Origin of the sequence: Nonomuraea sp. NPDC050663 (assembly GCF_044456985.1) — a bacterium.
Lineage (GTDB): Bacteria > Actinomycetota > Actinomycetes > Streptosporangiales > Streptosporangiaceae > Nonomuraea.
This window is the reverse complement of record NZ_JBITGL010000024.1, coordinates 40453-59012: the sequence shown is the minus strand read 5'-3', so window position 1 is coordinate 59012 and position 18560 is coordinate 40453. Positions and strand designations below refer to the sequence as shown.

The following is an 18560-nucleotide window of genomic DNA, read 5'->3' as shown; positions in this document are numbered from 1 at the left end:
AGCTCGGTACGTCGTATGAGCGCGGGCCGTCAGCGGCCCAACCAAATGCCCTTAAGTCGTCCAACTTCCGACATTCGGCGCTCTGCCAGCCTATCGGCTGCCACCGCGGGCGGGACGCCCTCCTCCGCGGCGATCGCGAAGATCTTCAGGGTCGTGTCATAGATCTGGCCCGCCTTGGCGCGTGCCCGGTCCATGTTGAACCCCTGGATCTCGTCGGCCACCTGGATGACCCCGCCCGAGTTGACCACGTAGTCGGGAGCGTAGAGGATGCCGCGCTCCTCGAGCTGCTTCTCCACGCCGGGGTGGGCGAGTTGGTTGTTGGCGGCGCCGCAGACGATGCGGGCGCGGAGCGTGGCGACCGTGCTGTCGTCGAGGGAACCGCCCAGGGCGCAGGGCGCGAAGACGTCGATCTCCTCGGCGACCAGTTCGGCGAGGGAGGCGACGACCTCGACCTGGGGGTGGCGCTGCCGTACCTGGTCGACGGCCCGCTCGGAGACGTCGCAGACGATGACGGAGGCGCCGTCCTCGATGAGCAGGTCGACCAGGCGGTGGCCCACCTTGCCGACGCCCTCGACGCCGACCCGCAGGCCGTGGAGGGTGGACCGGCCGTGGATGTGCTGGGCCGAGGCCCGCATGCCCTGGAAGACGCCGAACGAGGTCAGGATGGAGGAGTCCCCCGCGCCGCCGTTGGCGACGGTGCGCCCGGTCACGAAGCGCGACTCGCGGGCGACGATGTCCATGTCCTCGCTGTAGGTGCCGACGTCGCAGGCGGTGACGTAGCGGCCGTTGAGCGACTCGACGAAGCGGCCGTAGGCCCGCAGCAGGGCCTCCGACTTGTCGGTGGCGGGGTCGCCGATGATGACGGCCTTGCCGCCGCCGAGATCGAGCCCGGCCAGGGCGTTCTTGTAGGCCATGCCTCGGGAGAGGTTGAGCACGTCGGCCAGGGCCGCCTGCTCGCTCTCGTACGGATAGAACCTCGTGCCACCCAGGCCAGGCCCGAGGGCGGTGTTGTGGATGGCAATGATGGCGCGCAGCCCGCTCTGCCGATCGGCGCAGAACACGACCTGCTCATGCCCGAAGACTTCGGTCACGGTAGTGACTCCCGGTCCAGGTCCGCCGCCCCATCGCGGCAGAGATCCCTTCAAGCCTAGGAGAAGTCGTGACACGATGCCTCTCGTGCTGCCCTATGCCGCGTATCTCCGCGTGTACGAGCCCGTGACCGCCTTCCCTCCGGAAGAGCAGAAGGTCTGGGCGGACTACGCCGAGTCCAAGACCCGTCCCAAGCGGGCCAATGCACTCGAAGCGGAGCACGGCGAGTCGATCCTGCGACTGCTGGCCCGCCCCCCGCATCCCGCACCGGGCCAGGAGAGCCGCAACGCCTATCTGAGGCGCGTTGAGGACCGTCTGTATGTCTGCCCCTGGCAGACGCAGTTGCGCTCGTGGCTGGCGTTCTCACGGCTGCGCGGGAGCACCCCCGTGAAGCTGATGAACCACTTCGTGCCCAAGGCCATCGCCGAGCAGACCGCCGACGACTTCGACCGTTTCAAGCGCAACACGGGTTCCGCCGGCCTGCGCACCAGCATCAGGACCACCGCCTGGCACATCCCGCTGGCGTGGTTCGTGCCCTTCGACGGCAAGGAGCGCTGGCTGGTCCTGGGCACCAGGGGCACCGACGTGACCACGACCACGGGCCGCAACCTGATCTACGTCACCTCGATGGCCCAGGCCAGGCGCCGTACGGCACGCGCCCTGCAGGTGTTGCGCAAGCACGTGGGCGAGGTGGGCACCAGCCTGGAGGTCGAGGACGTGGCCCGCTGGCTGGAGGAATTCCACCCTCACTCTCTGGTGGAACTCGACTACGGTGGGTTGGTCCACCTGATGGATGACGAAGCGCTCAAAGCCGACCATTCCGTGGCCGAGATCGCGGCCGCTCTCAACGGTTTGGACAGCGGTCAGGAAGAACTTGCGTTCGCGATGCATCAACGCGTGACACTCCGCTGGAAGTCGACCCAACTTCTGGAATCTGCCAACTGAACCCCATAGCGACGCTCTGACCTGCATGAGTAGGTCAAGCGGTACGGCTGCTGCCTTCTGCGAACTGAGTAGTTTGCCGTTTTCACTGCGATACCACGAAACGTGTCGCTAGAATCACCGAGCGTGACATCGCCACGTGAGCGACAGTCGGGTCAAAGAAGGACTCGCCAATCGCTCTGCGTGGCGGTATGGTCACTTCGGGTGATGCCGCATATGGCTCAGAAAAGCCGCACGCACTGGGCCATACGGGACATCCGTGACACGCGAAAAGGGGATCGCACAGAGCCGGTCCACACGGAGGAGAGGCCGCACAAATGTCAGCTCGTACACCCGAGGCCGAGCCACTGCTTACGCCCGCCGAGGTCGCGACCATGTTCAGGGTCGACCCCAAGACCGTTACGCGGTGGGCCAAGGCGGGCAAGTTGACGTCGATTCGCACCCTCGGCGGTCACCGGCGTTACCGGGAGACCGAGGTCCGTGCGCTGCTCGCGGGGATTCCGCAGCAGCGCTCTGAGTAGTAACCCATCGTCACAGACCTAGGGGGGTCGAGGCGGGCCGGCTACCCGGCCGGGTCCGCCAGCGTGACGGGGGGACGATTTCAGTGGGGAGTTGGCGCCGCCCGCCCGGCGCCATCCTTCCCTCTGTGATCAGGCCAGCTGCCCCAACAGCTCGCCCACACCGTTGTCGTACTGCGCGGCCACGCCGAGCAGCGCGACCATCTGGTCGACGAGCATCTTCTCGAGCGTGGCGCGTTCGATGTCACGATGTTCGAGCCAGTCGAGCCCGGCCGTCTCCACGGAGGCGATCCACGAGCGCAGGGTCGTGCGCAGCACCGGGCTGGGTTCCTCGACCCGCATCTGCTTCATGATGAGCCGGAACAGCCGCTGCCGTACGCCGTCGACGATCTCGCCGACCTCGCCCGCGCGGTTGGCAGGGCCGCCGCGCAGCAGCGCCGCGAATCCCGCCGCGTGCTCCTCGACGAAGTCGAAGTAGCGGCGCAGGCCGCCGGCCAGTTCGTCGATCGGCTTGCCGCCCTCCAGGGGCCGCAGCCGCGCCTCCAGTTGCTCGGCGGCGCTCCGCAGCGCCGCGACGTAGAGCTCCTGCTTGCCGCCGAAGTAGTGGTAGACGAGCGCCCGGGAGGCTCCCGCGGCCGAGGCCACGTCGTCGATGGAGACCTCTTCCGCGTCGTGTTTGCTGAAGAGCTCCAGGGCCGCGGCCATGAGCTCCTCGCGGCGGCGGTCGACACTGAGCCTGCGCCGAGCAGGGCGAGCGGTCTTCCCGGGTGTCACCCCTGAACACTATCCGACGCGATGCCCAATAGTGATTTCGCAATTGCGGGCAACGCAAGCCGTACCCGACGGCGAACTCGATCGTTTTGTGAGACAGGTGCCCATCCACGCATCGCGGGGGAGACACATGTCAGGACCGCCGGTCAACTCCACTATCACCAGGCCCACGATCAGGAACGTCGCAGAACGTGCGGGCGTCTCCAAGTCGCTGGTCTCGCTCGTGCTGCGCGGTTCCCCGCACGTGAGCGAGCACCGCCGGCAGGCCGTGCTCCAGGCCGCGCGCGAGCTGGGCTACCGGCCCAACGCGGTGGCGCGCAGCCTGGTCGAAGGCAGAACCCACCTGGTCGGCGCGCTGGTCGCCGATCTGCACAATCCCTTCTACGCCGAGTTCCTCGACGGATTACAGGAGAGCCTGCACGGCGACGGGCTGCGCATGCTGATCGGGAACAGCCAGTGGGATCCCGCCTTCGAGGACGAGGCCGTCGAGGCCTTCCTCGAGTTGCGGGTCGACGGGCTGATCCTGCTGGGCATCGCGCCCACCAGCGAGACTCTCATCGAGGCCACCTCCTACACCCCGACCGTCGTGGTCGGCGAGCGCGACGTCGAGCTCGCGGGCGTCGACATCGTCGTCGACGACGACCAGCACGGGGCACGGCTGGCCATCGACCACCTGGTGGAGCTGGGTCACAAGCGGATCGCCCACATCGAGGGCAACCGCGCGTCCCGCTGCGAGGGTTACCTCATGGCCATGCGCCGCCATTCGCTCGCGCCGTACATCATGGTCGAGCACAGCGACTGCACCGAGGAGGGCGGCCGCAGGGCCGCGCTCGCGTTGCTGACCCGCGACCCCAGGCCGACGGCGATCTTCGCGGCCAGCGACATGGTCGCGCTCGGGGTGCTCGCAGCCGCCGGCGAGCTGGGCCTGCGTGTGCCCGAGGACCTGTCGGTCGTCGGTTACGACAACTCCCATCTCGCCTCCGTCAGCCAGATCTCGCTGACCAGCGTCGACCAGCCGCGCCGCACGATGGGCCGGTGGGCCGCCGCGATGCTCAGCGACCGCATCTCCGACCCGGGCAAGGTTGCCCGGCTCAGGCAAGTTCCGCCTGATCTCATCGTCAGGAGGTCAACCGGTCCTGCCTAAGCTTGGGTCAACCCCCGTAGCGCCTCTCCCCATCGGCGATTGACTCCTCTCGTCAATCTCAGGGGGAGATAGTCATGCGTGATCCGGAACTGGTGTCCTGCGCCCAGCGCGCCGCCGCGGAACTCGAGCGGGCCTGGGCGCACTGGCGTTCGGGCAAGGGCAGGGGCGGCGACGTCGGAGCCGAGTCGGTGGCCAGCTACGTCGCCCACTCCCTCGACCACCCGTGGGGCCGTCCTCGCGTGGTGCTCGGACTCGACGCGGAGGAGGCTCGTGAGCTCGCCGCCCTGCTGCAAAGACAAGAAGTGGGCGAACACGTCTGGTAAGTGACGTACGTTGGAGCGCATGCGTGCACTCCTGCTGGCCCTGTGCGGGCTGACCGCCGTCTCGGCCTGCGGTGTCGCCACCGGCGGCACCAGCAGGGAGGCCCTGCCCGCCCCGGTCCAGGCCGCGCCCGTCACCAAGGCGAACCCCTCCAAGCGGCCGCTCCAGGGCAGGACGGTGGTCATCGACCCCGGCCACAACGGCGGCAACTACAAGCACACCTCGAAGATCAACCGTCAGGTCGACGTCCTCACCAAGAAGAAGGCCTGTGACACGACCGGTACGGCCGACTCCACCGGTTACCCCGAGGCCGACTTCACCTGGGACGTCTCGAACCGGCTCGCCAAGATCCTCAAGCAGCGCGGCGCCTCGGTCAAGATGACCAGGAGCGACAACACGAGCTGGGGGCCGTGCATCACCGAGCGCGCGGCGATCGGCAACAAGGCCAAGGCCGACGCCGCCGTCTCCGTGCACGCCGACGGTTCGAGCGCCGGCAACCACGGCTTCCACGTGATCATGCCGGAGAAGATCGGCGGCCCCGTCGACCCGGTCGTGGGCGAGTCCAAGAAGCTCGGCGCCTCGGTGCGTGACGCCTTCCACAAGGGCACGGGCCTCGCCTACTCGACCTACATCGGCAGCAAGGCCATGGACTACCGCAGCGATCTGGGCGGGCTCAACCTCTCGACCGTGCCGAAGATCTTCATCGAGTGCGGGAACATGCGCAACACCGCCGAGGCCGCCAAGTTCCGCGATCCGGCCTTCCGGCAGAAAATCGCCCTAGCACTGGCCAATGGACTACAGAACTACCTGAAGTGACATCATCTGGAGCATGATTCCTCGCCCGCATGTCCTCAGTGAGCTCTCGGGCTCCTACGAGCTGTCCGTTGGCGCGATCGTCTCCGGTGACTTCACCGACGCCGTCCGCACCGCGCTGGGTTTCCTCGACCTGCGACCCGGCGACTCCGGCGACATCGACGTCAGGCACGACCCGAGCCTGGGAGCCGAGGCCTACCGGCTGACGGTCGGCTCGCGCGGCGTTGAGATCATCGCGGGTGACCGTGCGGGCGCCTTCTACGCCGCCCAGACCCTGCACCAGTTGCTGCCGCCGAGCTCCTACCGGTTCTCCGCCGCGCAGGAGTGGACCGTGCCGGGTGTGCGGATCGAGGACAGTCCCCGGTACGGCTGGCGCGGCCTGCACCTCGACGTGGCGCGCCACTTCCAGCCCAAGCGCGAGGTGCTGCGTTTCATCGACCTGATGGCGACGCACAAGCTGAACCGGCTGCACCTGCACCTCGTCGACGACCAGGGCTGGCGCGTGGAGTCGAAGGCCTACCCGCGCCTGCACGAGGTCGGCTCGCACCGGAGCCGGACGATCACCAGCTGGTGGCGCGAGGTGCCCGAGACCTACGACGACATCCCGCACGGCGGCTACTACACCCTCGAGGACCTGGCGGAGATCGCGGCCTACGCCCGCTCGCGCTCCGTCGTGATCATGCCCGAGATCGACGTGCCTGGCCACGCCACGGCGATCCTGTCGGCCTACCCCGAGTTCGGCGCCACCGGGGAGTCGTACGAGGTGCTGCAGAAGTGGGGCATCTCCCCCGCCATCCTGTCGCCGATGCCCAAGACCGTCGAGTTCCTCACCACGATCTTCGACGAGCTGCTCGAAGCGCTCGGCGAGACGCCGTACTTCCACATCGGCGGCGACGAGGTCGTGCTCGACCACTGGTCGGCCTCCCCCGAGATCGTCTCCTACTGGGAGTCGCTCGGGCTGTCGTCGGCCGTGGAGATGCAGGCCTGGTTCCTGCGCCGGCTGGCCGACGAGCTGGCCGAGCGCGGCAGCCGTACCGTCGTGTGGGACGAGGCGTTCGTCGGCGGCGGGCTGCGCGAGGACACGCTGGTCATGCCCTGGCGCGGTGTGCCCGTCGGCGAGCGCGCGGTCGCGGCGGGCCACGACGTGATCGCCTGCCCGGTCTTCCCGCTCTACTTCGACTACGCCGAGTCGGCCGCGCCCGAGGAGCCGATGTCGATCGGCGACTCCATCACCGTCGCCGACGTGGCCGCCTTCTCGCCGTTCGAGGGCGCGGTCGGCCTGCAGGCGCAGCTGTGGAGCGAGCGCACCCCCGACGCGCGCGTGCTCGACTACCGGGCCTGGCCGCGCGCGTGCGCGGTGGCCGAGGTCGGCTGGTACGGCTCGGCGGGCCCGGAGTTCCGCGAGCGCCTGGAGAAGCACCTGGGCGTGCTCGACGCGCTGGGCGTGGAGTATCGCCCGCTCGACGGTCCCAGGCCGTGGCAGAGCCGCCGTCCGCACCGGGCGGGCAAGCTCGACGTGCGCGAAGGCATGCGCCACCTGGAGGAGATGACGCTCGATCCGGAATCCACGCGACCCAGCGTGTAATTTCCGCGCGTCCCGGACCACTTCCTCCTGTCAACACAGTCCGGGACATGTGAGGGGTTGGGGCGGTGACGAGCGACCGTGAGCGGTTCACCACCATGTACGACGAATGCCGCCAGCGCGTCTGGGCCTACGTGGTCAGTCGCGCCGGCCGGCAGGTGGCCGACGAGGTGGTGAGCGAGACGTTCGCCATCGCCTGGCGCAAGTTCGACCAGGTGCCGCAGCACGCGCTGCCGTGGCTGCTGGGGGTGGCGCGCAACGTGTTGCGCGACTCCATCAGGGCGGAGGCCAGGCGTGACGGCCTCCAGCGCGAGCTGCAGGAGTGGATCACCGGTGACGTGGCCGACCACGTGGCCGAGCGTCTTGGCGTCCTCAAGGCCATGGCCAGGCTCACCCAGGACGAGAGGGAGATCCTCATCCTCGTCGCCTGGCAGGGCCTGAGTCCGAGGGATTGCGCCAAGGTGCTCGGCTGCTCGGTCCCCGCCTTCAGGGTGAGACTGCACCGTGCCAGGAAGCGCCTGCAGGCCGAACTCGACTCGCCCACGCTGTCCAGGAACGACCTCGTGGAGGAGCTGTCGTGAACCCGATGGAAGAGCTGCGCGCCGCCCGCCCTGATCACCTGGCTGCCGACGGGCCTGTCGACCCGCGCACCAGGCACGCCGAACTGGCACACGCCTTCGCCCAGCCCAGGCAGGCGCCGCGCAGGAGCAGGAAGCCGCTGGTGTGGAGTGTGGGCCTGGCGGCCGCCGCGGCCGCGGTGACCGCCGTGGCGGTGGTGGGAGTCCCCGAGACCGTCCAGCAGCGGCCGCCCGCGGCGGCGACGACCGCTGCCGCGACCGAGTTGTCGGCCAGGGACATCCTGCTGGTCGCCGCCACCAACGCCGAACGTGAGCCGGCCGACTCGGGCGAGTTCTGGTACGTCAGCAACAAGTGGCGCACCCTGTTCAAGACGAACGAGGGCTTCGTGATCTCGCTCGGGGGCGAGTCGGAGACCTGGGTGGGCGCCAAGGAGCAACACTTCACGATGCGGGATCTGGGCCCCACGCCCGCGACCGACGCCGACCGCGCCCTGTGGGAGCAGGCCGGCTCCCCACGCGAGGTCTCCTTCAGCGGCCAGAAGCGCATCACCATGCGGGAGGGCGCGTCGAAGCCTCACACCGGCAAGTCGAACGACAAGGAGATCTTCTGGCTCGGCCGCAACGTCACCATGGCCGATCTCCAGGCCCTGCCGAGCGACCCCGAGGCGCTCAAGGCCGACCTGTTGCGCTTCTACACGGGCCAGGCCACCGAGTCGAACGCGCCCTCGACCGAGGACGGCTGGCTGTTCCAGGTCGCCGAAGGGCTGATCACCACGATGCCGGTGAGTCCCGAGGTGCGGGCGGGGGCCTTCCGCATGCTGGCGGGCCTGCCCTCGGTCACCTCGCTCGGCCAGGTCACCGACGCCGCCGGCCGTACCGGGACCGCGATCGCCATCGAGGGCGAGTCGCAGAGCACGCCCGGCGACGCGAAGAAGGGCGTGGTGCAGATCCAGCTCATCATCGACGAGAAGTCGGGGCGCGCGCTGGGCAGGCAGAGCGTGGTCGTCGTCGCGGGCGGCGCCCAGCGGGGCCTGGCGCCCGGCACGGTGTGGAACGCCATGACCATCCTCGAGTCCGGCTGGACCGACGAGCGCCCGTCCTAGGCGGGCGCGGGGACGGGTTCGGCCGACGCCCGAGCCGATGCCGTCCCCACGGCCAGGAGGGCCAGGCCGGCCAGGACCGTCGCCGGGATGATCACCAGGCCCTCCACCACGGGCAGGCCGGGGCCGACGATCATCACCAGCGCCGAGACCAGCAGCACGACGCCGGCCGGCCGGACCGGCCGTCTCCCGCCTCGCCAGGCCAGGCCGGATCCGAAGGCCACCAGCGAGGCCAGCCACACCATCCCGGCCGCGGCGTTGACCGCGCCGCCGCCCCCGGCCTCCACCTGCTCGGCGACGCCGTGCAGGGGCGCGATGTAGGCCTCGAACCAGGCGCCGGGGGCCAGGGCGGCGAAGCCGACCGCCAGCACGATCCCGGCGATCGAGGTGAGCTTGGAAGGCCGCAGTGCCCGGCTCACCCCGATCAGCAGGGGCAGCCCGGCGGCCAGCAGCAGCCCGCCCAGGGCGAACACGAGGTGGGCCGCCTCCCAGGTCGCGGCGGAGTGGGCGGCGGCGTTGTGCTCCAGGGGGTGCAGGACGTTGCCGAGGGCGAACAGGATGCCGCCGGAGCCGACCAGGGTTCCCGACAAGATGCGCAGGTTCATGCTTTCTCTCCTTGGGATGGGCGCCACCAGGGCCTGGTGGCGACGACGACGATCACGATCGCGATCGAGGTGAGGGCTCCGCCTTCGCCCAGCCACCGGGCCGAACCCGTGGTCAGGGGTTCGGCGACGAGGTAGAGGGCGGAGTTCAGGGTGGTGTGCAGCACGAGGACCGGCCAGATGCTCCCGGTCCTGAGGCGCAGCGCGACCATCGGGAAGGCCAGGGCGACGGCCTCGACCGTGAACCACAGCAGCGCCCAGGCGGTGGGGACCCCCGGTCGCACGGCTCCGGGCACGAACAGCATCAGCGGGTAGTGGAAGGCCGCCCAGGCCAGGCCGACGACCAGGGTCGCCCCGTTCAGCCGCGTGACCAGGAACGAGCTCCAGCCCAACTGCTCGCCCACCGCCAGGACCAGGTAGAGCAGCACGCCGGGGACGAACACGGCGCCGGCGCGGACCTGGGTGAGGCCGGTCAGCCAGGCCGTGCCGTACGCCAGCCCGATGCCCAGCACGGGCACGGCGAACGCCACCCCGAGGTGCCGCCAGGAGGTGGGGCGCAGGCCCCACGGGAATCCGCGGGGTCCACCCCAGGCGACCAGCGCCGCCACGGCGGGCAGGAACGCCTGGCCGTACAGGGCCAGCTGCGCGCCGGGCGGGGCGTCGTCCAGATGGTTGAGGTCGGCGCCCTGGACCACGGCGACCGCCGCCGTCGCCAGGACGAGCGCGGGAAGGAGGATGGCGAACACCACGAGACGCATGTCCGGCATTTCATCCGCCCGCCGGTCCCTTCCGCCTGAACTGCGGGTCCCCATCCGGTCGGGACCTTGGTCCCATTGCCGCCCGGAGCGCGCGACCGGACGATGTGCTGGTGCGCTCTTCTTGGGTGATCTGCGGTGCGGCCGTCGCGGCCGTGCTCGTGGGCATCGTCCTCACCGTCAACGTCCCCGTCCAGGACGCCACCTACCTCCTGCTCGACGCCGTCGTGGGCCTGACCTATCCCCTGGTCGGGGCGTTCATCGTGGCGCGGCGGCCGGGCAATCCCATCGGCTGGCTGTTCTGCCTGGGCGGCACGGGCATGGCCCTGCAGGCGCTGGCGGGCGGATACAGCGTGTACGGCCAGGCGCACGGCTGGCCCGGCGTGGAGTTCAGCTCCTGGGTGGTCAACTGGGTGTTCTTCACCGGCTTCGGACCGCTGTTCCTGCTGCCGGCCTTCCTGCCCGACGGGCGCCTGCCCTCGCGGCGGTGGCGTCCGGTCGTGGGCGCGCTCGTCGCCGCCCTCGCCGTGCTGCAGGTCGTGCTCATGTTCAGGGACAACGTGTGGGTGTGGGGCACCGAGTCGCCGAGCCCGGTGGGCTTCGTGCCGACCGAGATCATCGCCGCCTGCTTCGGGCTGGTGGTGAGCGCCGCGGCCGTGGTGGGGGCGACCGCGCTCGCCGTACGGGTGCGGCGGGCCGAGGACCGGCGGCAGCTCATGCCCCTGCTGCCCGCCGTGGTCGCGATCGCGGTGGCCGCGGTGGTCGACGCCACGCACTCGGGGGGCGAGTGGGCGCTGGGCGTCTGGCTGCTGGCGCTGACCCTGCCCGCCCTGCCGCTGGCCACCGCGGTGTCGATCTTCCGTTTCCGGTTGTTCGACATCGAGGTGCTGATCAGGCGCACCGTCGTGTACGTCGTGGTGGCGGCGGTGCTGCTGGGCGCCTACCTGGCCACGGTGACCGCCCTGAACGCGCTGTTCCGCCAGCACGGCGGGGTTCTGGAGTCGTTGCTGGCCACCGGCGTGGTGGCGGTGGCGTTCGCGCCGGCGCGCGAGGCGGTCCAGCGGGCCGTGGGACGGCTGCTGTTCGGTAACAGGGGTGAGCCCGCCGCGGCCCTGTCCCATCTGGGGCAGCGGCTGGAGGCGACGGCCGCCCCCACCGAGCTGCTCGACGGCGCGGCCGAGACCGTGGCGCGCACGTTGCGCCTGCCGTCCGTCGCCGTGGTCACGCCCGCCGGGGTCCCCGTGTCGGTCTTCGGCGGCATCCCCGAAGGCGGCGTGCGCATCGTACTGCTGAGCGGCGGGCGCGCGGAGGGGGAGCTCCGGGCCGCGCCCCGCTCCCCCGGCGAGCCGCTGAGCAAGGCGGATCTGGCGGTGCTCGACGACCTGGCGCCGCACCTGGCGGTGGCGCTGGCGGCGGTGCGGCTGGCCACGGAGGTGCGCGACTCGCGCGAGCGCCTGGTCAAGGCACGCGAGGAGGAGCGCCGGCGGCTGCGCCGCGACCTGCACGACGGCCTGGGCGCCGACCTGACCGCGATCGGGTTACGGCTGTACGTGATCGAGGCCACCGCCCCGGCGGAGCTGCGCGCGCAGGTGAGCTGCGTCAGGGAGCTGACCCAGTCGATCGTCGGTGACGTCAGGAAGATCGTCCACAACCTTCGCCCTCCCGCCCTCGACGAGCTGGGGCTGTCGGGGGCGCTGGAGGATCTGGCGCTGGACGTGAACCAGGGCCCGAACATCGCGGTCACCATCGCGGAACCGCTCCCGGAGCTGCCCGCGGCGGTCGAGGTGGCCGCCTACCGGATCACCCAGGAGGCCCTGTCCAACGCGCTGAGGCACTCGGAGGCGGCCAACGTGGAGATCACCGCCAGGGCCGTGACGGAGCGGCTGGTGCTGCGCATCCGCGACGACGGGCGCGGCCTGCCCGACCCGCTGCGCGAGGGCGTAGGATCCGGCAGCATGCGAGAGCGGGCCGCCGAGGTCGGCGGCGAGCTGCGACGGTCGTCCGAGCCCGGGCGAGGGACCCTCGTGGAGGCGGTGCTACCCCTGTGAACGATCCCGTCCGCGTGCTGCTGGTCGACGACCACCCGCTGCTCCGCCACGGGCTCAGGGCGCTGCTCGAACAGGTCGGCGGCGCCGTGGTGGTCGGCGAGGCGGGCGACGGCGCGGAGGCGGTCGAGCTGGCGCTCTCGCTCGATCCCGACGTCGTCGTGATGGACCTGGTCATGCCGGGCATGTCCGGCACCGAGGCGACCAGGAAGCTCATCGACCGCCGCCCCGACCTCGGCGTGCTCGTCCTCACCATGAGCGACGACGACGCGTCGGTGTTCGCGGCGCTCCGTGCCGGTGCTCGCGGCTACGTGCTCAAGGGGACCGCGGGACCCGACTTCCTGGCCGCTGTGGCGGCCGTGGCCCGGGGCGAGGCGGTGTACGGGCCTGGCGTGGCGCGCAGGATCCGCCGCTTCCTGACCAGCGGGCCCGACAGCGGGCCCTTCCCCGAGCTGACCCAGCGTGAGCGGGAGATCCTCGACCTGCTCGCCTCGGGGCGGTCCAACGCGGAGATCGCGCGGGCTCTGTTCCTGAGCCAGAAGACGGTGAAGAACCACCTGACGTCGATCTTCGCCAAGCTCCAGGTGGCCGACCGCGCCCAGGCGATGGTCAGGGCGCGGAGGGCGGGGCTGGGCGACTAGGGGGCGGTCCTGCCGATCACTTCGGTGACGGACTTGACGCCGTGGCGCTTCAGGCGGCGCGACAGGTCGCGGTGGAGCGAGTGCGCCCACAGCGGGCCGCCGTAGATCATCGCCGTGTACCCCTGGACGAGCGTGGCCCCCGCGAGCAGCCGCTCCCACACGTCGTCGACGTTCTCGACGCCGCCGACGGAGACCAGGGTCAGGCGGTCGCCCACGCGGGCCCGCAGCCGCCGCAGCACCTCGACCGAGCGGGCCTTCAGCGGCCTGCCCGACAACCCGCCGGTCTCGCCCGAGTGCCTGATCGTGGTGTTGGTCGCGATGATGCCGTCGAGGCCGAGCTCCAGCGCCAGGTCGGCGACGGCGTCGACGTCGTCGTCGGCCAGATCCGGCGCGATCTTGACGAGCAGGGGTGTACGGCGGGGCGTCGAGTCGGCCACCTGCTTGACGGCGGCCAGCAGCGGGCGCAGCAGCTCGACCGCCTGGAGGTTGCGCAGCCCGGGCGTGTTGGGCGAGCTCACGTTGACGACCAGGTAGTCGGCCAGCGGCGCCAGCTCCTTGGCGCTGGTGACGTAGTCGTCGGCCGCCTCCGACTCGGGCACGACCTTGGTCTTGCCGATGTTGACCCCGACGATCGCCGGAACCCCGCGCGTACGGCGGAGCCTGCGCGCGGCCGCGGGGGCGCCCGCGTTGTTGAAGCCCATCCTGTTGATGACGGCCCTGTCCTCGGTCACCCGGAACAGGCGCGGCCGCGGGTTGCCCGGCTGGGCGTGGGCGGTGACCGTGCCCACCTCGACGTGGCCGAAGCCGAGCGCCGACAGCGCCTCCGCGCAGGCGGCGTCCTTGTCGAACCCGGCCGCCAGCCCGAAGGGCGACGGGAAGTGCACGCCGAAGGCCGAGACCCGCAGCGCCGGGTCGCTCGGGGCCAGGGTGCGGTGCAGCAGCTTCTTGACGACGGGGAGCACCGACAGCAGCGCCAGCGCCCTGATCGTCAGGTGGTGGATCCGCTCGGGATCGAGATGGCGCAGGACCAGCGAGAACAGCAGTCGGTACACAGGTGCCTAGGCTACCAACCCGGCCTCGTAGGCGATGATCGCGGCCTGCACCCTGTTGCGCACGTCGAGGCGGATGAAGATGGCGCTGACGTACGCCTTCACGGTGCCCTCGACGATGTGGAGCCGACGCGCGATCTCGGCGTTCGACAGGCCCTTGCCGACGAGCGTGAGCACCTCCAGCTCGCGCTCGGTCAGCCCGCTCAGCCGCTCGCGGGCCTGGGCGCCCTTCGACAGGCCGCCCATCAGCGAGATGACCCGGTGGGCGACCTTGGGCGACAGGTAGGCGGCGCCGCCGGCCACGGCGTGGATGGCGGCGAGCAGCTCGCGCGGGTCGCCCGACTTCAGCAGGAAGCCGCTGGCCCCGACGTCGAGGGCCTTGGCGATGTAGTCGTCCTCGCCGAACGTGGTGAGCATGATCACCTTGGTGTGCTTGGCGATCTCCTGGGCGGCGGCCAGCCCGTCGAGCCTGGGCATGCGCACGTCGAGCAGGACGACGTCGGGGAAGTGGCTGCGGGCAAGCTCCACGGCCTCGCGTCCGTCGCCGGCCTCGGCGACGACGTCGAGCTCCGGGTCGGCGCCGAGGATGGCGCGCACCCCGGCTCTGATCATGGCCTCGTCGTCGGCCAGCAGGATGCGGATCACCCCTCTATAGTGACCCACCATGGCTCAGGTGAAGATTTACGCCCGCAAGGATGTGTGGTCCGGGCGACGTCAGGAAATCTCTGACAAGGTGCACGGGGCCCTGGTCTCCGAGTGGGGGCTGCCCGACGACAAGCGGTTCCACCGCTTCTTCCTGATGGACGCCGACGACTTCGTCGCCCCCCGCTCCCCCGAATATCTGATCGTGGAGATCCTCTGCTTCGAGGGCCGCAGCGACGACGCCAAGCGCGCCCTGCACCGCCGCCTTTCGGCCGAGTTCGCCGAGGTGGAGATCACCATCGTGGAAACTCCCAAGGTCAATTGGGGCATCCGAGGCGTCCCGGCGGATGAACTGGCCCTGACGTACAAGGTGGAGGTCTAGGGCGACTAATGTCCGGGGTATGAGCAACCACTATGACGTAGTCGTCCTCGGCGCCGGGCCGGGGGGTTACACCGCCGCGGTCCGCGCTTCCCAGCTCGGTCTCAAGGCCGCCGTGGTCGAGGAGAAGTACTGGGGTGGCGTCTGCCTCAACGTGGGCTGCATCCCTTCCAAGGCCCTGCTGCGCAACGCCGAGCTGGCGCACATCTTCACCAAGGAGGCCAAGACCTTCGGCATCAGCGGTGAGGTGAGCTTCGACTACGGCGCCGCCTTCGACCGCTCCCGCAAGGTGGCCGACGGGCGCGTCAAGGGCGTGCACTTCCTGATGAAGAAGAACGGCATCACGGAGTACAACGGCAAGGGCGCCTTCCTCGACGCCAACACCATCCAGGTCAACGGCGAGACGATCACCTTCGACCACTGCATCATCGCCGCGGGCGCCACCACCAGGCTGATCCCCGGCACGCAGCTGAGCGAGCGCGTGGTGACCTACGAGGAGCAGATCCTCTCCAGTGACCTGCCCGAGAGCATCATCATCGCCGGCTCCGGCGCGATCGGCGTCGAGTTCGCCTATGTGCTCCACAACTACGGCGTGAAGGTCACCATCGTCGAGTTCCTCGACCGCATGGTGCCGCTGGAGGACGAAGAGGTCTCCGCCGAGCTGCTCAAGCGCTACAAGCGGCTGGGCATCGACGTGCGCGTCGGCACCAAGGTCGAGGGCATCGAGGACACCGGCTCCAGCGTCAAGGTCACCGTCTCCAAGAACGGCCAGAACGAGGTGCTCGAGGCCGGCAAGGTGCTGCAGGCGATCGGCTTCGTGCCGCGCGTCGAGGGCTACGGCCTCGACAAGACCGGCGTGCAGCTGACCGAGCGCGGCGCGATCGCGGTCGACGGCCGCGGCCGCACCAACGTGCCCCACATCTTCGCGATCGGCGACGTCACCGCCAAGCTCATGCTGGCCCACGCCGCCGAGGCGATGGCCGTGGTGGCGGCCGAGACGATCGCCGACCACGAGACCATGGAGATCGACTTCGTCATGGTCCCGCGCGCCACCTACTGCCAGCCGCAGATCGCCAGCTTCGGTTACACCGAGGCGCAGGCGCGCGAGCTGGGCAGCGAGATCAAGGTGCAGAAGTTCCCGTTCACCGCCAACGCCAAGGCCCATGGCCTGGGCGACCCCAACGGCTTCGTGAAGATCATCGCTGACGCCAAGTACGGCGAGATCCTGGGCGCCCACCTGATCGGCCCCGAGGTCACCGAGCTCCTGCCCGAGCTGACCCTGGCCCAGCAGTGGGACCTGACCGTCAACGAGGTGGGCCGCAACATCCACGCGCACCCGACCCTCGGCGAGGCGGTCAAGGAGGCCATCCACGGTCTCGCCGGCCACATGATCAACATGTGAGACACCTCACATAGGCAGTCACGAGAGACGGTGAGACGATTCGGTCTAACCGTCTCTCTGCCTTTGGGAGGGGTCGATGGAGACCCGACGAGAGCAACTCCAGGCCTGGCTGGCCCACGCCCGCCGCACCGGTGACCCCACGGTGCCGCTCGACGTGCTGATGGATCTGACCCGGCGCTGGTACACCACCCTGGCCGCGCGCCTCGACGAGGGCGACCAGGTGCGGCAGGCCTACGACCGCCTGTCGGCCGAGGACCCGACGTGGCGGTGGGTCCTGGACCACTACCGGGATCACCCGGTGGTCGCCGACACCGCCGCCCAGATGAACCTGGAGATCTCCCGGCTGTCGCCGAGAGAGGTCGTGGGGTGAGCGATGAAGCTGAGCACGACCCTGGTGCAGAACTCCACGGCCTGGCGCGGAGAGACCCTGAGCAGATGAGCGTGCCGGCCGGCCGCCAGGAGCGGGGCGAGTCCGTCGGACAGCGAGGTGATGAACGACGGGTGGCCCGGCCGCTCGACCAGCATGGCGAACAGCTCCTCCGGCTCCTCGGCGAGCATACGCTGGAAGACGTCGTGGTTGGCCAGGTATTCGAGGCTGTACTCCACGCAGGCGGCGATCTGCTCCTCGGGCGGCAGGTCGGAGGCGAAGATGTGCTCCAGCTGCCCGACGAATCTGGCGCTCTCGTGCAGGAGCACCAGCTCGCCCATACGTTCCTTGGAGCCGAAGGTGCGGTAGATCGTCGCCCGTGACACCCCTGCCCTGACCGCCACGTCGCTGAGCGAGGTCTTGCGGAAGCCGTACGTGGCGAAGCACTCCAGCGCCGCCTGGATCAGCCGCTCGTCCACAGCGGGAGTTTAGCTCCAGCCCAGCAGGCCGACGGCCAGCAGCGCGAGGCTGGCCAGCGAGGCGACGGCGCGCAGGGTGTTCCAGCGGGTCCAGCGGGGCTGGTACTCCGCGAAGGTCAGCTTGCCCGCGTCGACGGCGTTGTTCATCGGCACGTTGACGATCGAGGTGACCAGGAAGGACCCCACGAAGTTGACCGCCAGGGCGGCCCAGAACCACACGTTGCCGGTCAGTACGGCGACGGCGGCGTCCAGGATCATCGAGCCGATGAAGGCCAGCATCAGCCACGGGTTGATGATCTTCTTGTTGATGCTCCGCATGGCCGCCGCGGCGGCCTCCTCCGGGATGGCGGCGAGCCCCCACATGACGGACATCGAGTAGGCGTAGAACAACCCGGCCAGCGCGCCCGTGGTGACGACGGCGAGCACGGCGAGGACGATCGCAAGAGTTTCCATGATGATCTCCCTTTTATCGTGTGAGGGCGGGTCCGGGCCAGGCCCGGACCCGGCGAAAGGTCACCACGCGGCGGTGGCGGCGTACTCCGAGAAGTCGCGGGGCTCGCGGCCCAGGGCCCGCTTCACCCCGTCGGTCAGGCGCTCGTTCCTGCCGTCGAGCACGTGGACGAACAGGTCGGTCAGCGGCTCGGCCTCCTCGCGGGGCAGACCGTACTGCATCAGCATCTCGACGTACTCGCCCGCCTGCATCGGGTGGTAGGCCACCGGCTTGCCGGAGGCCTTGGAGATCTCCGCGGCCACGTCGTGGAAGGTCAGCAGCCGCGGGCCGGTCAGCTCGTAGATCCGGCCGGCGTGCCCGTCCTCGGTGAGCGCCGCGACCACGACGTCGGCGATGTCCTCGGCGTCCACGAAGGGCTCGGAGCGCTCGCCCGCGGGCAGGGCCAGCACTCCCCCGGCGACCATGTCGGCGAAGGCGCCCTCGGAGAAGTTCTGGTTGAAGAAGCTGCAGCTGACGACGGTGGCCTCCAGGCCGGATTCGAGCACGGTCCGCTCGCTGACGGCCGCCTCGTCCTCGCCGCGGCCCGAGAGCAGCACCAGGCGCCGCACGCCGGCCGCCTTGGCCTTGTGGGTGAGCGCCCTGATCGCGTCGGCCGCGCCGGGGAAGGCCAGGTCGGGGTAGTAGGTCACGTAGGCCGCGTGCACGCCGTCGAGCGCGGCGTCCCACGTCGCCTGATCGTTCCAGTCGAAGGGGATCTCGCTGGAGCGGGAGACTCCTCTGACGTCGAGTCCCTTGTCGTCGAGCCGCTTGATCACTCGGCTGCCGGTCTTGCCGTTCGCGCCAATCACCAGGAATGTCATGGCTTAAGTACATCGGTCGGCCGTGAGACT

General features: G+C 70.0%; 22 protein-coding genes. 13 read left to right on the top strand and 9 right to left on the bottom strand.

The genetic code is table 11. The features are described from left to right. Positions 1–29 precede the first annotated feature (29 nt). Positions 30–1091, bottom strand: coding sequence for a Glu/Leu/Phe/Val dehydrogenase (locus ACIBH1_RS44180; protein WP_397320094.1), 1062 nt, complete (start codon positions 1089–1091; stop codon positions 30–32). Between the two features lie 85 nt (positions 1092–1176). Here ACIBH1_RS44180 and ACIBH1_RS44175 point away from each other — a divergent pair, with 85 nt between their 5' ends. Together ACIBH1_RS44175 and bldC are read left to right on the top strand one after the other, a co-directional pair. After that, complete coding sequence (locus ACIBH1_RS44175) at positions 1177–2034, top strand: hypothetical protein (RefSeq protein ID WP_397320093.1); 858 nt, start codon at positions 1177–1179, stop codon at positions 2032–2034. A 314-nt stretch (positions 2035–2348) separates the two neighbouring features. Further along, a complete protein-coding gene (gene bldC, locus ACIBH1_RS44170; protein ID WP_013133571.1) occupies positions 2349–2552 on the top strand; it encodes a developmental transcriptional regulator BldC in 204 nt (67 codons plus the stop codon). A gap of 129 nt (positions 2553–2681) precedes the next feature. On the opposite strand, the gene ACIBH1_RS44165 is transcribed toward bldC, so the two are convergent. After that, positions 2682–3323 (bottom strand): TetR/AcrR family transcriptional regulator, encoded by a 642-nt coding sequence (locus tag ACIBH1_RS44165; protein WP_397320092.1) that lies wholly within the window; start codon positions 3321–3323, stop codon positions 2682–2684. Between the two features lie 127 nt (positions 3324–3450). On the opposite strand from ACIBH1_RS44165, the gene ACIBH1_RS44160 reads away from it, so the two are divergent. From ACIBH1_RS44160 to ACIBH1_RS44135, 6 genes are all read left to right on the top strand, one after another. Next, positions 3451–4464 (top strand): LacI family DNA-binding transcriptional regulator, encoded by a 1014-nt coding sequence (locus tag ACIBH1_RS44160; protein ID WP_397320091.1) that lies wholly within the window; start codon positions 3451–3453, stop codon positions 4462–4464. A gap of 74 nt (positions 4465–4538) precedes the next feature. Continuing rightward, positions 4539–4787: a hypothetical protein gene (locus ACIBH1_RS44155; protein ID WP_397320090.1), complete on the top strand. Its 249-nt coding sequence runs from the start codon at positions 4539–4541 to the stop codon at positions 4785–4787. A 19-nt stretch (positions 4788–4806) separates the two neighbouring features. Then, positions 4807–5601, top strand: coding sequence for an N-acetylmuramoyl-L-alanine amidase (locus tag ACIBH1_RS44150; protein WP_397320089.1), 795 nt, complete (start codon positions 4807–4809; stop codon positions 5599–5601). A 13-nt stretch (positions 5602–5614) separates the two neighbouring features. Beyond that, positions 5615–7183: a beta-N-acetylhexosaminidase gene (locus tag ACIBH1_RS44145; RefSeq protein WP_397320088.1), complete on the top strand. Its 1569-nt coding sequence runs from the start codon at positions 5615–5617 to the stop codon at positions 7181–7183. Positions 7184–7248: 65 nt separating this feature from the next. Beyond that, positions 7249–7761: an RNA polymerase sigma factor gene (locus ACIBH1_RS44140; protein WP_397320087.1), complete on the top strand. Its 513-nt coding sequence runs from the start codon at positions 7249–7251 to the stop codon at positions 7759–7761. A 5-nt stretch (positions 7762–7766) separates the two neighbouring features. Continuing rightward, positions 7767–8861 carry a CU044_5270 family protein gene (locus tag ACIBH1_RS44135; protein ID WP_397320149.1) on the top strand — a complete coding sequence of 365 codons (1095 nt, stop codon included), beginning with the start codon at positions 7767–7769 and terminating at the stop codon, positions 8859–8861. Here the strand turns inward: ACIBH1_RS44135 and ACIBH1_RS44130 are convergent. Together ACIBH1_RS44130 and ACIBH1_RS44125 are read right to left on the bottom strand one after the other, a co-directional pair. After that, complete coding sequence (locus tag ACIBH1_RS44130; protein WP_397320086.1) at positions 8858–9463, bottom strand: hypothetical protein; 606 nt, start codon at positions 9461–9463, stop codon at positions 8858–8860. The two genes, ACIBH1_RS44135 and ACIBH1_RS44130, sit on opposite strands and share 4 nt — an antisense overlap. Continuing rightward, positions 9460–10218 (bottom strand): type II CAAX prenyl endopeptidase Rce1 family protein, encoded by a 759-nt coding sequence (locus ACIBH1_RS44125; protein ID WP_397320085.1) that lies wholly within the window; start codon positions 10216–10218, stop codon positions 9460–9462. Before ACIBH1_RS44125 ends, ACIBH1_RS44130 begins: the two co-directional genes overlap by 4 nt. 110 nt (positions 10219–10328) lie before the next feature. On the opposite strand from ACIBH1_RS44125, the gene ACIBH1_RS44120 reads away from it, so the two are divergent. Together ACIBH1_RS44120 and ACIBH1_RS44115 are read left to right on the top strand one after the other, a co-directional pair. Next, on the top strand, positions 10329–12263 hold the full coding sequence (locus tag ACIBH1_RS44120) for a sensor histidine kinase (protein WP_397320084.1): 1935 nt from the start codon (positions 10329–10331) through the stop codon (positions 12261–12263). Next, positions 12260–12901 carry a response regulator gene (locus ACIBH1_RS44115; protein WP_397320083.1) on the top strand — a complete coding sequence of 214 codons (642 nt, stop codon included), beginning with the start codon at positions 12260–12262 and terminating at the stop codon, positions 12899–12901. Before ACIBH1_RS44120 ends, ACIBH1_RS44115 begins: the two co-directional genes overlap by 4 nt. Here ACIBH1_RS44115 and ACIBH1_RS44110 read toward each other — a convergent pair. Both ACIBH1_RS44110 and ACIBH1_RS44105 read right to left on the bottom strand, forming a co-directional pair. Then, positions 12898–13953 (bottom strand): quinone-dependent dihydroorotate dehydrogenase, encoded by a 1056-nt coding sequence (locus ACIBH1_RS44110; protein ID WP_397320082.1) that lies wholly within the window; start codon positions 13951–13953, stop codon positions 12898–12900. The two genes, ACIBH1_RS44115 and ACIBH1_RS44110, sit on opposite strands and share 4 nt — an antisense overlap. Positions 13954–13959: 6 nt before the next feature. Beyond that, positions 13960–14595 (bottom strand): response regulator, encoded by a 636-nt coding sequence (locus ACIBH1_RS44105; protein WP_397320081.1) that lies wholly within the window; start codon positions 14593–14595, stop codon positions 13960–13962. Between the two features lie 19 nt (positions 14596–14614). Here ACIBH1_RS44105 and ACIBH1_RS44100 point away from each other — a divergent pair, with 19 nt between their 5' ends. The 3 genes from ACIBH1_RS44100 to ACIBH1_RS44090 all read left to right on the top strand — a co-directional run bounded on the left by ACIBH1_RS44100 (position 14615) and on the right by ACIBH1_RS44090 (position 16743). After that, on the top strand, positions 14615–14974 hold the full coding sequence (locus tag ACIBH1_RS44100) for a tautomerase family protein (RefSeq protein WP_397320079.1): 360 nt from the start codon (positions 14615–14617) through the stop codon (positions 14972–14974). Positions 14975–14993: 19 nt separating this feature from the next. Next, complete coding sequence (gene lpdA / locus ACIBH1_RS44095; protein ID WP_397320078.1) at positions 14994–16373, top strand: dihydrolipoyl dehydrogenase; 1380 nt, start codon at positions 14994–14996, stop codon at positions 16371–16373. 76 nt (positions 16374–16449) lie between these two features. Then, positions 16450–16743: a hypothetical protein gene (locus ACIBH1_RS44090; RefSeq protein WP_397320077.1), complete on the top strand. Its 294-nt coding sequence runs from the start codon at positions 16450–16452 to the stop codon at positions 16741–16743. Here ACIBH1_RS44090 and ACIBH1_RS44085 read toward each other — a convergent pair. From ACIBH1_RS44085 to ACIBH1_RS44075, 3 genes are read right to left on the bottom strand one after another with little or no spacing between them, the layout of a single operon-like run. Then, positions 16665–17219 carry a TetR/AcrR family transcriptional regulator gene (locus tag ACIBH1_RS44085; RefSeq protein WP_397320076.1) on the bottom strand — a complete coding sequence of 185 codons (555 nt, stop codon included), beginning with the start codon at positions 17217–17219 and terminating at the stop codon, positions 16665–16667. The two genes, ACIBH1_RS44090 and ACIBH1_RS44085, sit on opposite strands and share 79 nt — an antisense overlap. A 9-nt stretch (positions 17220–17228) precedes the next feature. Then, positions 17229–17672, bottom strand: a complete 444-nt coding sequence (locus ACIBH1_RS44080; RefSeq protein ID WP_397320075.1) for a DUF1772 domain-containing protein — start codon at positions 17670–17672, stop codon at positions 17229–17231. Between the two features lie 60 nt (positions 17673–17732). After that, positions 17733–18530, bottom strand: a complete 798-nt coding sequence (locus ACIBH1_RS44075; RefSeq protein WP_397320074.1) for an NmrA family NAD(P)-binding protein — start codon at positions 18528–18530, stop codon at positions 17733–17735. Positions 18531–18560 lie beyond the last annotated feature (30 nt).